Annotated in this window: 12 protein-coding genes; 9 read left to right on the top strand and 3 right to left on the bottom strand. The window is 61.5% G+C overall.

All coding sequences use genetic code 11. From position 1 onward, the window contains the following. Positions 1–218 precede the first annotated feature (218 nt). The 3 genes from choV to NKH16_RS13560 all read right to left on the bottom strand — a co-directional run bounded on the left by choV (position 219) and on the right by NKH16_RS13560 (position 3,305). Positions 219–1,400: a choline ABC transporter ATP-binding protein gene (gene choV, locus NKH16_RS13570; protein ID WP_352743308.1), complete on the bottom strand. Its 1,182-nt coding sequence runs from the start codon at positions 1,398–1,400 to the stop codon at positions 219–221. Further along, positions 1,397–2,251: a choline ABC transporter permease subunit gene (gene choW / locus NKH16_RS13565; protein WP_254819158.1), complete on the bottom strand. Its 855-nt coding sequence runs from the start codon at positions 2,249–2,251 to the stop codon at positions 1,397–1,399. Before choW ends, choV begins: the two co-directional genes overlap by 4 nt. Positions 2,252–2,369: 118 nt before the next feature. Beyond that, entirely contained in the window at positions 2,370–3,305 is a 936-nt protein-coding gene (locus tag NKH16_RS13560; RefSeq protein WP_292660734.1) for a choline ABC transporter substrate-binding protein, read from the bottom strand. A gap of 236 nt (positions 3,306–3,541) precedes the next feature. On the opposite strand from NKH16_RS13560, the gene NKH16_RS13555 reads away from it, so the two are divergent. The 9 genes from NKH16_RS13555 to NKH16_RS13515 all read left to right on the top strand — a co-directional run bounded on the left by NKH16_RS13555 (position 3,542) and on the right by NKH16_RS13515 (position 14,164). Next, a complete protein-coding gene (locus tag NKH16_RS13555; RefSeq protein WP_352743310.1) occupies positions 3,542–4,153 on the top strand; it encodes a thymidine kinase in 612 nt (203 codons plus the stop codon). 127 nt (positions 4,154–4,280) lie between these two features. Next, positions 4,281–4,670 (top strand): c-type cytochrome, encoded by a 390-nt coding sequence (locus NKH16_RS13550; RefSeq protein ID WP_352743312.1) that lies wholly within the window; start codon positions 4,281–4,283, stop codon positions 4,668–4,670. A gap of 215 nt (positions 4,671–4,885) precedes the next feature. Then, a complete protein-coding gene (locus NKH16_RS13545; RefSeq protein WP_352450536.1) occupies positions 4,886–5,974 on the top strand; it encodes a hypothetical protein in 1,089 nt (362 codons plus the stop codon). A 35-nt stretch (positions 5,975–6,009) separates the two neighbouring features. Continuing rightward, entirely contained in the window at positions 6,010–7,155 is a 1,146-nt protein-coding gene (locus NKH16_RS13540) for a hypothetical protein (protein WP_352743313.1), read from the top strand. Between the two features lie 24 nt (positions 7,156–7,179). Further along, a complete protein-coding gene (locus tag NKH16_RS13535) occupies positions 7,180–9,090 on the top strand; it encodes an AAA family ATPase (protein WP_352899845.1) in 1,911 nt (636 codons plus the stop codon). A 117-nt stretch (positions 9,091–9,207) separates the two neighbouring features. Beyond that, positions 9,208–9,624 (top strand): endonuclease domain-containing protein, encoded by a 417-nt coding sequence (locus NKH16_RS13530; RefSeq protein ID WP_352743316.1) that lies wholly within the window; start codon positions 9,208–9,210, stop codon positions 9,622–9,624. A 109-nt stretch (positions 9,625–9,733) separates the two neighbouring features. After that, positions 9,734–11,038 carry a DUF6638 family protein gene (locus tag NKH16_RS13525; RefSeq protein ID WP_352743318.1) on the top strand — a complete coding sequence of 435 codons (1,305 nt, stop codon included), beginning with the start codon at positions 9,734–9,736 and terminating at the stop codon, positions 11,036–11,038. 14 nt (positions 11,039–11,052) lie between these two features. Further along, entirely contained in the window at positions 11,053–12,177 is a 1,125-nt protein-coding gene (locus NKH16_RS13520; RefSeq protein WP_352450540.1) for a DUF2333 family protein, read from the top strand. A 307-nt stretch (positions 12,178–12,484) separates the two neighbouring features. After that, positions 12,485–14,164 (top strand): formate--tetrahydrofolate ligase, encoded by a 1,680-nt coding sequence (locus NKH16_RS13515; protein WP_352743320.1) that lies wholly within the window; start codon positions 12,485–12,487, stop codon positions 14,162–14,164. Positions 14,165–14,202: the final 38 nt, after the last annotated feature.

The following is a 14,202-nucleotide window of genomic DNA, read 5'->3' as shown; positions in this document are numbered from 1 at the left end:
CCGGCGTTCCTTCGCGCCCCCTCTGTTCTGCTGGACACCTCCTCCACAGGTGGGGAGATTGGCCGTCATCGCCGATTTCGCCAATTACAAACGTTGGAATGTGAGAGCCGTCCGCTAAGCCGCCGATCTCCCCCCAAGTGGGAGAGATGTCCGACAGGACAGAGGGGGGCGCGACAGAACTCGGCGTTTGGTCTTGGTTCTCTCCCCAAGGAGAAAAACTATCTTCGCAACACCGCGCTCAGCACATCCCTGACGCCGATGGCGCCGACGAAGCGCGACTGCTCGTCGAACAGCGCGACGGGTGCGGTCTGCGAGCGATGCATGGCCAGCATCACGGTCTTCAGCGAGGTGCCGGGATTGGCCCAGAATACCTGAGCCGTCTCCTCCGGCTGGGCTTCGACATCGGCGCAGGACACCCAGACCGCCGGCTTGCCGTCGCGCTCGGCCGCCGCCACCAGCCCATCCTCGTCGATCTTGAAACGCGTCGTCCTGCGCCGGTCGAGCCACACCCAGCCGTTCTCGCCGTGTTCGAGGTCGCGGCGGTCGCGCATGACGTTCCACGCGGTCAGCACCGAGAGCGGGTTCACATTGGCGATGAAGTCGCGGACATAGTCGTTGGCGGGCCGCAGCACGATGTCTTCCGGCGCGCCGGTCTGGACGATGCGCCCGCCTTCCATGATGGTGATATGGGTGCCGATCTTCAGCGCCTCCTCGAGGTCGTGGCTGACGAAGATGATGGTCTTCTTCAGCTCGGCCTGGAGCTGCAGCAGCTCGTCCTGCAGCTTGGTCCGGATCAGCGGATCGAGCGCCGAAAACGGCTCGTCCATGAGCAGGATCGGCGCCTCGGTGGCAAACGCGCGCGCCAGGCCGACGCGCTGCTGCATGCCGCCCGAAAGCTCATGCGCATATTTCTTCGACCACTGGTCGAGATGAACCAGCTTCAGTTGCCTGTTCACCCGCTCCTTGCGCTCGGCTTCGGGTACGCCGGCGAGCTCGAGGCCAAGGCCGACATTCTCCTCCACCGTGCGCCACGGCAGCAGGCCGAACTGCTGGAACACCATCGCCACCTGTTTCTGCCGCAACCGCCGAAGCGTCGCCTCGTCGCAGGTGACAACGTCGACCGTGCCGTCGCCGTCCTTGACCAGCACCTGGCCGCGCGAGACGACGTTCAGCCGGTTGACGGCTCTGAGCAGCGTCGATTTGCCGGAGCCGGAAAGCCCCATCAGCACCGAGATCTCGCCCTCGTTCACGGTGAGGCTGGCGCCGGCGCAGCCCAGTACGTTGCCGGTTTTTTCGAGGATCTCGGCGCGGGTGGCGCCGCTGTCGATCAGCGCCAGCGAGCCGGCCTGGTCGGCGCCGAAGACGATGTCGACATTTCTGAAATCGACGGCGACGGTCATTTCTTGCCTCCCACGCCGATGCGCGTCATCCGGTCGAGCACGATGGCGAGCACGACGATCGCCAGCCCTGCCTCAAGCCCGAGGTCGATCCTGCGCGAACCGAGCGCCCGGTTGATTTCCGTACCGAGGCCGCCGGCGCCGATCAGGGCGGCGAACACCACCATCGACAGCGACAGCATGATCGACTGGGTCAGCCCAGCCATGATGGTCGGCAGCGCCGAAGGCAGCTCGACCTTCCACAGCAGCTGGCGCTTGGTGGCGCCGAACGCCTCGCCCGCCTCGACGATCGATTTCGGCACTGAGGTGACGCCGAGATGGGTGAGCCGAACCGAGGTCGGGATGACGAAGATGATGGTGACGATGAGGCCGGGCGCGTTGCCGAGGCCGAACAGGGTCAGCACCGGGATCAGGTAGACGAAGGTCGGCAATGTCTGCATCAGGTCGAGCACCGGCAGCATGACGCGATACACCTTCGGCTTGTGCGCGGCCCAGATGCCGAGCGGCACGCCGATGGCCATCGACACGGCGGCGGCGGCGACCACCAGCACCAGCGTCTCCACCGTCTGCTTCCACAGGTTCTGGTTGAGGATGAACAGCAATCCGATGAATACCGCCAAAGCCAGGCCTTTCGAGCGCTGCAGGAAATAGGCGAGCAGAGCGATCAGCGCGATCAGCAGAACCGGCGGCAGCAACAGCAGCCCGTCGACGATGCCGTCGAGCAGGAAGTTGAGGCTGTTGGAAAAAGCCCTGAAGATGGTGTCGAAATTGTCGGTGAGAAAGCCGAAAAACGCCTTCCCCCATGCCCCGATGGGAATCTTGTAACTGACCAGGAATTTGGAGATCGGATCCATCTAGCCCCTCTTCTGCCGGCGCCGTCCTTCGCCGGACGGTCATCTTGTCACAGGATATGAAAAAGGGCAGCCATTTCTACCGTGGCCGCCCCTTGTCTCGTCATGCCAGATGGTCGGGTCAGCTTCCGAGCGCCGTTTTCACCGCAGCCGCCGCATCGCCGCCGTCGAAGGTGGTGACGCCGGCGATCCAGGGAGCGACCGCGTCCGGGTGCTTCTTCAGCCAGTCGGTCGCGACCGTATTGGCATCGCCGCCCTTCAGGATCGCGTCCATCATCTCGCCTTCCATGTCCAGGTTGAACTTCAGATTGGCGATGAACTTGCCGGCGTTCGGGCATTCGCTCATGTAGCCCTTGCGTACATTGGTATGCACGGTGGCAGCACCAAAGCCGCTATCTCCCATCCCCTCGAGGTAGGTGATCTTCATGGCGCCCATCACCGGATGCGGCGTCCAGCCGAGGAAGGCGATCCATTCATTGTTCTTCATCGACTGCTCGGCCTGGGTGAGCATGCCGGCCTCGGAAGATTCGACCAGTTCGAAGCCTTCGAGATTGGTCTTCGGATCCTTGATCATGTCGAGGATGATGCGGTTGCCGTCATTGCCGGCCTCGATGCCGTAGATCTTGCCGTCGAACTTGTCCTTGAACTTGCCGAGATCGGTCAGCGTCTTGACACCGGCATCGGCGACATAGGTCGGAACGACGATGCCGTAGCCGGCACCGCTGAGATTTTCGCTGACGGTCTCGACCGAGCCTTCGGCGGCATAGTCCTTGATGTCGTTGGTCATCGACGGCATCCAGTTTCCGAGGAACACGTCGAGGTCTTTGTTCTTCAGCGACGCATAGGTCACCGGCACCGAAAGCTGGATCACCTGCGGCTCGTAGCCGAGCGCCGTGAGCAGCACCGAAGCGACGCCGGTGGTCGCCTGGATGTCGGTCCAGCCGACATCGGACAGCCGCACCGTCTTGCAGCTTTCCGGATCGCCGGCGAAGGCCCCAGTCGTGGATAGAAAAGCCGCCAGGCCGAGGCCGGCGACGAATGAACTCATACGCGACATGAAAATTCTCCCATTTCAGTTCTCGGTGAAGCGAAGCGACGGTTTATCTCCGCCTTTGTTCCGTCAGCCAAACATCATTCTGCTGCGGTTTCAAGCACTAAGGCAATCACGAACAACGGCGCAGGCTGGCCGATCAGCGACACGCCCGCCGCTTTCCGGATGGAAGTCGTCTTTTCCCGGTGGAATGTAGGCGCTCCCCCTCCCCGCTTTGTTGCAACTCGGCTTAAAAGGACGGCATGGCCAAGCTGTACTTCCATTATGCGACGATGAATGCCGGCAAGACGACGATGCTGTTGCAGGCCTCGTACAATTACCGCGAGCGCGGCATGACGACGATGCTGTTCATCGCCGGCCACTACCGCAAGGGCGATACCGGGCTGATCTCGTCGCGCATCGGCCTGGAGACGGAAGCCGAGATGTTCCGCGACGGCGACGACCTGTTCGCGCGGGTCGCCGAGCATCACGACCACGCCACGGTCCATTGCGTCTTCGTCGATGAGGCGCAGTTCCTCGAAGAGGAGCAAGTCTGGCAACTCGCCCGCATCGCCGACCGGCTGAACATCCCGGTCATGTGCTACGGCCTGCGCACCGATTTCCAGGGCAAGCTGTTTTCCGGATCGCGCACCCTGCTGGCAATCGCCGACGACCTGCGCGAGGTGCGCACCATCTGCCGTTGCGGCCGTAAGGCGACAATGGTGGTGCGCCTCGGCGCCGACGGCAAGGTGGCGAAACAGGGCGAACAGGTGGCGATCGGCAAGGATGTGTACGTCTCGCTCTGCCGCCGCCATTGGGAAGAGGAAATGGGCCGCACCGTGCCCGACGATTTCATCGGCTTCACCAAAACCTGACCAGCGCTATTGCTTTCATCCGACCTCCCGGCCGACATTCGTTCGCCAATCGCGCCATCGTGCGGCGCTTATTTAAGGCCTGCTTGCTATTTCAGAACCTCTCAGCCAGAGCCGTCGGGGAGTTCCCATGCTTCGAGCCATTTTGTCTGCCGCTGCTTTCCTCATCGCCGGCGCTCTTGCCGCGCATGCCGACGGCGATGCCGCTCTCGGCAAGAAAGTCTTCAACAGATGCGTGGCCTGTCATGAGGCAACGAGCGACCACGACAAGGTCGGCCCGCATCTGCTGGGTGTCGTCGGCCGCACCGCCGGCACCGCGGACAGTTATCTCAGCCGCTACTCGCAGGGGATGAAGGACGCCGGCGCCGCCGGCCTGGTCTGGGACGAAGCAAACCTCGCCGAATACCTGCGCGCGCCGCGGCAGAAGGTCCCTGGCAACAAAATGGCCTTCTCCGGCCTCACCAGCGACGACGACATCGCCAATGTCATCGCCTACCTCAAGGCCGATCCCAAGCCCTGAGCGTCGCTCCCCGACCTAAAGTCCAGCCGCGGTTGAAGCGGTGTCTGACCGGACGGCAGTTACACCGTAATCATTGCCTGACTATCCTGCGGTCGGCCTCCTGAAATTCTTTTGTTTTCCTGTAATCCCATGTCTTCCGTCTTTCATTCGCCAAACCCGGCACATATATTCGCGGCGGTTTGCGAACGAAACCGATGCCGAAGCGGGAGGCCCCAATGGCGACATTGCAGAATTTCGACGCCGAGATTGCCAAGACCAAGCAGGTCGTTGAGGACATGCGCACCAAGATCGAGCAGTCCGGTACTGTGCTCGACACGCTCGCCACCGCCGACAAGAAGATCGGCGACGCCAATTTCGACATCGAGAATGCCCGCATCGAGGACGTGCTGAAGCAGCAGAAGGTGATGGAAGGCAATATCGCCGACCTGATTATCGGCCTCGAGGACGCCACCAACGTCTTCGGCGCCGAATTCGAGAGCATGAAGAACTACACCGGCTGGGAAAATTTCGTCGGTGTCTTCTCCAGCCAGCGCAAGCAGCGCCTGCGCACCGACCGCGTCCGCAACATGTCGCTGGCCGGCAATCTGCAGGAGCTGCTGGCGAAATCCGACACCATCGTCGGCATCCTCAAGGCGCAGAAGCAGGTTCTCGACACGCGCTACAAGACCTCCGAGGCCAGCCTGTCGCAGGTGATCGAGCGCCGCAAGACCACCATGTCCAATCTCGAGACCGTGCAGAAACGCATCGAAGAACTCAACCCGATGCTGCTCGACATCGAGAACAAGATCGCCGCCTCGACCAGCCAGAAGGAGCGCACCCAGCTGGAAGGCGAACGCTCGAAACTAGCCACGGAATACAACGAGAAGCAGGCCAAGGAGCAGGAATTGCTGGCCGAAAGCCAGACGCTGGAGCGCTACACCTCGATGTTCCAGACCTTCGTCGATTCCCTCAACAACCAGATCGCGGCGCAATCGACGCTGATCAACAAACTGACCATCGATACCGAGCAGCGCATCGTTCTGTACAAGGCGCTGGAAGATTCGCTGAAGACCGCCGCCCAACAGGATGTCGCCCACAAGATCAACACGCTGGGCAGCCAGGTCGACAACACCGCCGAAGAGACCATGGCCGGCATTGGTGCCGCCTCGCAAAAGCACATCGGCGATCTGCTTGAAATGCACGAGAAAAACATGGTCGCCACCGCCGACATCCAGCGCCGCAAGAAGCTCGCCGACGATGCCTTCGCCCGCCGCTTCGACGATGTGATGAAGAAGCACAATTCGGCAAATTACGTGCAGTCGTAATTGCTGCACGTGCACTGCTCCCAAGGGCTGGCAGCATGACCCCCGAAAACGAAGCTGCGGCGCGCTATTTCTCGGCGATCACGGCGGCACTTGGCGGCCTCGAAGTGTTCATGCGCGACGATCGCTCGCCGCTCTATCGGCACGGCATCGTCGCCAAGGTCGTCGCCGAATATATTGCGCGGCTCGACAAGTCGTTCTCGTGCTGGCGCAACCGGCTGGGCTTCACGGAGACATTCCGCATCTCGCGCGCCGAAAGCGGTTTCCCGGTCTTCCAGAACCTGCTCGAGTTGGAGAACGACCGGCTGCAGGCCGATGCGCGACTCGCCGTCATCCCTTCGGCCAGCGAGCTGCGCGAGGAAATGGCGGACTTCATCCTGCGCCACAAGGAATTCCCCGAAGCGCTGCAGAAGTCGATGGCCGAGCGGCTTTACCTCGAGGACGTCAAGAGCGAGACCACCTTCGGCCCGTTCACGCTGGCCCAGACGGTCAAGGTGTCGGTCAATCCGAAGACGTTGCGCCCCTATTATCTGGTCCACTGGGCGTGCTTCGACGGCAGCGCCAACCTGCCGCTTGTCTATATGGTGACGGTTGAGGATTCCTCGGACGACATGATCCGGCAGCTTGTCGACTCCAGCGGCAAACTTAATGAGAGGGTCGACATTCCGCTGCCGGTCGACGGCTTGCTCAATCCCGAGCTTGCCCACCGTTTCGACGATTTCACCGAGAAGAATTCCGCCTACGCGCTGTCGCCGGCGACCATCGCGGTCAACCTCGACAATGATTTCGAGCCGCTGCATCCCAAGCAACTGCGTCGCGTCGTGCTCGGCCCGTTCTATTCTGCAGGGATTACCGACAACAATTCGACAGTGAGCGAAGTGCTGGCCAAGGTGCGCAAGCCGGAAAACGCCTGGCTGCTGACCTGGACCATCCAGGAGGTCTTTTCCAAGGCCGAAAAGCCAGGCCGCAAGGGGCTGTTTTCGAGCGAAAAGACGACACAGGAATTCTTCATCAATACCGACGATCTCGAGGCCGCGCGGCAAGGCGTGTCCAACTACGAGAACCATGCGCTGATTCCGCACGAGGCCTATCAGGCGCTCTATGCCGCCGGCGAGGCGCAGAAGATCTTTTCGGGCTACAAGGTCCACATCCTGTCCAAAGGGCAGGTCATCAGCGACGTCTGACCGTCAAATCGCGGAGCATCCTCCATGGACACCGGCCTGACCACCATCCCGGAAGCGGCAATTGAAAAGCACCGTGCCACTGCGCAAAGTTTCATCACCCGCATCGTCGTGCTGGAGGACCCATCGCGCGAGTCTGGCACCGCGCTTGCCGGCACCAACCGCCGCTTCGTCTCTACCGTCTCGGTCGGCTCGGTGCGCCGCACGCGCGAGGTCGAGCTCTCCAAAACCGTCGCCGCCGTCCATTCCGACGACCAGTTGCTGACCATCCCGCAGCACACGCTGTTGTTTCGCGCCCGGCGCGGCACAGCGATAGCGCTGGCCATATCGGATGTCTTCGCCGAGGGCTCGGACCTCGAAAGTCTGCAGGCGAAAAACGCCCGCGCGCCGCTCGAAGGCGATGAAGCTGCCACCTTCAAGAAGCTGCTGTCGGCCTCTGCCTACATCTCCGCCTTCAGCCTTGCCTCCTATTTGTTCCAGCTGATCGACAGCGACGGCGAGGCGCCGAACGACACGCCCGAGCCGGACTTTCTGTTCGACACGCCACAGGATGCGGTGAAGTCGATCGTGGCCGGGCTCGACAGGGCGATAGCAGGTTCGAAGGATGATGCCGACCTGATGACCCGCGCCCGCGCCTTTGCCCGCGTCGCCATCGACGGGCTGTTGGCGCGAAAGGGCCGCTTCGACGGCATCGGCCCGTTCGAGAACGCGCATATCCGCATCGACGTCGACGATTTTACCCTTGACGGCTTCGACGTCGCGCCGGGTAAGCGGGCAAAGCCGCTGGTGATGACCTTCAAAAAACCGGAAGAGGTCGTCGGCAACCACATCGCCAAATACCAGTCAGTCAAGCTTGCCAAGATGCTGATGGCCTACGACTTCGAGCGCGAGCTGAACCCGTTCGTCGAGCTCGGCGGCTTCCTGTTCACCTTTATCGGCGATGGCGCGCCCGGCACCGGCAAGACAACCTTGATCCAGATGATCGCCGGTCTTCTCAATGGTTATTGCCAGGTCGCCGGCTATCCCTTCGCCTACGAGAATTTCGGCGTCGACCAGATCTCCTCCTACCAGGGCAAGTCGGGCCAGAACTGCCGACAGTTCATCAACAATGTGCTGAACCCGCGCGTCATCGGCTTCGGCACCATCGACGATATCGACCAGGTGGCGGCACGCCGGTCCGACGACCGCGCCTCGGCCGGCCAGCAGGAAATCACCGGTGTGCTTATGGACGCCTTTGGAGGTGCGGCGACCGTGGTGCGCGGCAATTGCTCGTTCGGCATGTTTTCCAACTATCCCGAGAACGTCGACGACGCATTGCGCCAGCGCGCCGGCGCGCGTTGGCTGGTCGATGGCCCGCAGAGCCGCGACGACTACATCGACATTTTCGTCCTGCTCGCCGGCAAGAACCACAAGATCCCGCTCGGCGAGCACAAGCTCTACGCTGCCCAGGAAATCCAGCGCGCGGTGATGGAAGCCTACGAGGAACATGAAAAGCCGCAGGAAGACGGGCTGATGAAGGTCTATGAGCGCTACATGAAGGAGAATGGCGCGCCAAAGACGATGGCCGACATCGGCACCTATCTGCACTTGATCAAGGATGCCGAGCCGCGCTTTACCGGCCGCGCCATCAAGAACGTCACCGATGCCATCAAGATGCGCGCCATGGACATCGAATTGCCCGACGAGTGGTTCGAAAAGCCGGAAGCCTTCATGCACAAGGGTTACGACGACAAGAAAGCCATGATCGAGGAGCTGCGCGGGCCATTCTCGATGGACATGGTCATGCAGGAGATCAACCGCTACGCGGATTCCGAATTCCGCTATTCCGACAAGTCCGATGATGCGGCGGTGACCAAGATGATCCGCGACACCCGTCTGCGGGAGCGTGCCGTCCGCGAGATCGAGGAGATAAAAAAAAATGGGCTGTGGAATGCGTGAGGTTTCTTCTGGTGCGCTGCATAAGCTCCCACAGCAACGCTGAAAGACGTGGCTCAAAAGCTGACGCCCCCCTCTCCCCGTTCTTCACGGGGAGAGGGTAAGGGTGAGGGGCAGCGCATGCGTGGACCAGAAATAGACATAACCAGGCGCGCAAGGCGCCTGCGTCAATCCGACAACGATGCAGAAGCCGCGCTCTGGATGGAGTTGCGCGACTGCAGACTGAACGGCCATAAATTCGTACGGCAGTTGCCGATAGGCTCTTACTTCGCCGATTTGGCCTGCAGAGACTGCCAGCTCGTCGTCGAAGTCGATGGCAGTCAGCATGTCGGCAGCCAATATGATCGAATCCGGGATCGCTTCATCGGCTCGAATGGCTGGTCCATGCTGCGCTTTTGGAACGTCGACGTATTGAAGGACCGGGAAGCAGTCCTTGAGACAATATTGGCTGCGATCGAAGGACGCCTCGAACGCCATATCGAAACGCATGATCTTCGATTTGTCACCGCCAAAGGGTATGGAGAGACATGTCCTTGACCGTTCGCGCCGCCCCTCACCCTTACCCTCTCCCCGTGAAGAACGGGGAGAGGGGGGCGTCACCGCTGGAGCTCGATCCTCCAGCGCAAGATCCATTGGTATCGCGCACATGAGCCCCGCCAAGAAACCCGATCTGTTGCGCGACAACGAGCTGATCTACGGCCGGCTGCTGATGATCGACGAGCCGCACCTGATCCAGCGCTACAACAAGGCGATGGTCGCGTTCGGCTTGAAGCCGACCAAGTTGAAAAGCTTCGAGATCGACCGCACTGGCTTCTCGCCGCAGGTCGCCGAGGAATGCGGCGACTACAGCTACCTCGATCCGAACGAGGTCAACCGCCGCTTCATCATCCTGACGCCGTCGCAGATCGACCTGCCGGTGGTGCACACGGCGTTCTCCAACACCTCGCTGCTGATGTACGAGTTCATGTCCAAGAACCAGCGCGCCATCGATGCGCTGACGATCAAGGACGTCATCTACGGCGAGATCGAGGATTCGGTCCCCAAGGTCGACGACATCGAGGACCTGCTGTCGATCAACCAGGTCGAGTTCAAGGTGCTGTCGGCCGAGGATGTGCTCGGCAAGGCCGCCGAGCTCGGCAAGCTGGTCGACCGGCTGAAGCAGGAGCCGGATGCCTGGCGCGACAACGCCATGCTGGCCCACATGGTCGAGCTGGCGAAGGTCTGCGGCGACATCCGCGAGAATGCGCTGGTGCCGGACCAGGTGATCTTCCGTCACAATGCCTATTGGACCAGCCATTTCGGCGGGCTCTATGTGTTCGTCGATCCCGACGTGACGACGGTGATCAGCGACCCGGCAGCGCCCGGTTTCCGCCGCTCGCGGCCGTGGCAGGTGAGTTACCTTTCGATCCACGATGCCGACAAGGTGTTCAAGTTCCTCGCCTCGACCGGCCGCATCGAGCTGCCGCGCGCCTCATGGATCGAAACCTCCGGTTATCTCGAGCATCGCGCCGAAATGGTGGTGCGCGCGCTGATCCGCGACGCCGATCCCGACCGCAATCTGACCGACGTCGACAAGGTCTGGCTGCAGACCTGGATCCACGGCCATACCGATCTGATCACCAGGGACGGCAATTTTCCCTTCCTCAACGCCGCCAAGCGCGAGATCGCCCAGCTCGGCCATCTCAAGATCGAGGACGTGTTCCCGCAGCAGCGCTTCCTGGTCATCCGCGCCAAGCCGGACCATCCCGACGCCTGGCTGACCAACCAGCTGATCTCGGACTTCGTGCCGCAGGACTTCGTTTCGCGTTATGTCTTCAACAAGCCGGGCTTCTACAGGGACTATGAGGGCTTCAGCGACGCCTGGCGATCGCATGTTGTGGACGTTCTGAAAACCACATATCTGAAGGACAAGGTGGCGTTTCGCACACGCCTCTACGGCTTGACTGACTGAGGGGTGACATCGCCATGCTTGATCCGATCGTGAGTTTCTTCACCCGGATTTTCCAGTGGATTGGCCGCGGCATCGGCCTGCTCATCGGCGCGATCCTGTGGCCGTTCCTGTGGGCGGGGCGCTGGTACACGCAACGCGGCTGGATCCTGAAGGCGGTGCTCGGCCTGGCTGTGCTCGTGCTGATCGGTCTCTATGTCAACTTCTTCTACGCCACCCAGTGGTGGAACAATTTCGACCCGAATTACGTCGACAAATACACGTTCGAAAAACGCAACAGCTCCGCCGGTGAACAGGTTTCCGCCGGCGCCGGCACCGACACGGCCAAGACCTGCGGAAATTCAGCCATTGCCCAGGTTGCGGCCGACCTGACCGACTTCAACGTCAACCAGAATGCCTGGGTGTCGTCGATGATCCTTTACAAGCTCGGCCTGTTCGGCATCGACTGGGATCACACGCCGTTCATGGACAACAAGGCTTCGTTCCAGCGCGGCATCAACCAGGCGGTGCGGCGCACGGCGACCGAGCTTGCCGATAATCTCGGCCGCGTCCGCACCACCTCGCAGATCGACGCCGACCTGCAGGATGCCCGCGGCAATCTGCAGTTCGACGAGGAAACCTGGTATTTCGGCTTGAACCCGTTCGGCCCCAAGACGCCGACGCCGAGCTACTATCGCGACGCGGTGCGCAAGCTGCGTTCCTTCAACGCCCGCCTCGCAGCCTGCCAGGCGACGTTCGATGCCCGCGCCGACAATCTCAAGCAGTATATCGACCGCATCTCGTCCGACATCGGTTCGACCTCGGCGATCCTCAAGGAGCGTGCCGAAAACCACAATAATGGCTGGTTCGACACTCGCGCCGACGACCGCTTCTGGTTCGCCTATGGCCAGCTCTATGCCTATTACGGGCTGATGAAGGGCGCACAGGCCGACTTCGAGGACGTCATCAAGGAAAAGCACCTGCAGAACCTGTGGGATACGATGGACGCGCAGTTCGTCTCGGCACTGCGCATCCAGCCCTTCATCATCGCCAATGGCCGCGAGGACGGCTGGCTGTTGCCGACACATCTGACGACTATGGGCTTTTACATACTCAGGGTGCGCTCGAACATGGTCGAGATCAGCAACGTCCTGACGCAGTAGCGGATCGTCCCGCACAGCCGGCGCTGGTGAATTTGCGCCGTTGCTTCTGTCGCTTTTCGCGTATTACGCGGCTGTTTTGAGACGGCGGAACCGCGCCTGCTCTGGCTTCTATACGGCGCGGCAACCGGCGCGAAAAGAACCTGTAGCAGGGCAGCCGGCCGCAGAGGCATTTTCTTCGTAGGAAACATAGTTGCATGAAAGTTGACGCCGCGGCAGCGACAGGGGTAGAACATGCCCGCGCCTGCAATGCCGGGCTATTCTTGCGACCACACTAGTCAAATCCGTCCAATTCAGAGGGAAGTCGTCCATGGCCGAAGTGAAGTCCGACATCGAGATCGCGCGCGGCGCCAGGAAGAAGCAGATCCAGGAGATCGGCCAGAAGATCGGCATTCCGAGCGAACATCTTCTGCCCTACGGCCACGACAAGGCGAAGATCTCGGCCGAGTTCATCAAGTCGGTGAAGGGCAACAAGGATGGCAAGCTGATCCTCGTCACCGCCATCAACCCGACACCGGCCGGCGAAGGCAAGACGACGACGACGGTGGGCTTGGGCGATGGCCTCAACCGCCTCGGCAAGAAGGCCATCGTCTGCATCCGTGAGGCTTCGCTCGGACCGAATTTCGGCGTCAAGGGCGGTGCCGCCGGCGGTGGCTACGCGCAGGTCGTGCCGATGGAGGACATGAACCTCCACTTCACCGGCGATTTCCACGCCATCACCACCGCCCATAACTTGCTGTCGGCGCTGATCGACAACCACATCTACTGGGGCAACGAGCTCGGCATCGATACCCGCCGCGTCGTCTGGCGCCGCGTCATGGACATGAACGACCGGTCGCTGCGCGAGATCATCTGTTCGCTCGGCGGCGTCGCCAACGGTTTCCCGCGCGAGGCCGGTTTCGACATCACAGTCGCCTCGGAAGTCATGGCCATCCTGTGCCTGTCGACCGACCTGAAGGACCTGGAAAAGCGCCTCGGCGACATCATCGTCGCCTATCGTCGCGACAAGTCGGCCGTCTATGCCCGCGACCTCAAGGCCGACGGTGCGATGGCCGTACTCTTGAAGGACGCCATGCAGCCCAATCTCGTGCAGACGCTGGAGAACAACCCGGCTTTCGTGCATGGCGGCCCCTTCGCCAACATCGCGCATGGCTGCAACTCCGTCGTTGCCACGACGACGGCGCTGAAGCTTGCCGACTACGTCGTCACCGAAGCCGGTTTCGGCGCCGATCTCGGTGCCGAAAAGTTCTTCGACATCAAATGCCGCAAGGCCGGCCTGAGGCCCGCCGCGGCGGTCATCGTCGCCACGGTTCGCGCCTTGAAGATGAATGGCGGCGTCAAGAAGGAGGACCTCGGCAAGGAGAACGTCGAGGCGGTCAAGAAGGGATGTGCGAATCTCGGCCGCCACATCGAGAACATCCGCCAGTTCGGTGTGCCGGCAGTGGTCGCCATCAACCATTTCTACTCCGATACCGAGGCCGAGATCCAGGCGATGAAGGACTACGTCACCTCGATGGGCGAAGAGGCGATCCTGTGCAAGCACTGGGCCCAGGGATCGGCCGGCATCGAGGAACTGGCCAAAAGAGTCGTGGCGTTGGCCGAATCCGGCGCGTCGCAATTCGCCCCGCTCTATCCCGACGCCATGCCGCTGTTCGAGAAGATCAACACCATCGTCCAGCGCATCTATCGCGGTTCCGAAGCGATCGCCGACAAATCGGTGCGCGACCAGCTCCACGCCTGGGAGCACGCCGGCTACGGTCATTTGCCGGTCTGCATGGCCAAGACGCAATATTCCTTCTCCACCGATCCGAATCTGCGCGGCGCGCCAACCGGCCACACCGTGCCGGTGCGCGAGGTCAGGCTGTCTGCCGGCGCCGGCTTCGTCGTCATCATCTGCGGCGAGGTGATGACCATGCCCGGCCTGCCCAAAGCGCCATCCTCGGAAAAGATTTTCCTGAACGAAATGGGCCAGATCGAAGGCCTGTTTTAGGGATAATCAACGCTTGAACGGCAAAGGGCGCCGCAACG

Origin of the sequence: Mesorhizobium sp. M1307 (assembly GCF_040318155.1) — a bacterium.
GTDB lineage: Bacteria > Pseudomonadota > Alphaproteobacteria > Rhizobiales > Rhizobiaceae > Mesorhizobium.
Note: the sequence above shows the minus strand (reverse complement) of the source record. Positions and strands in the feature narration are given on the sequence as shown.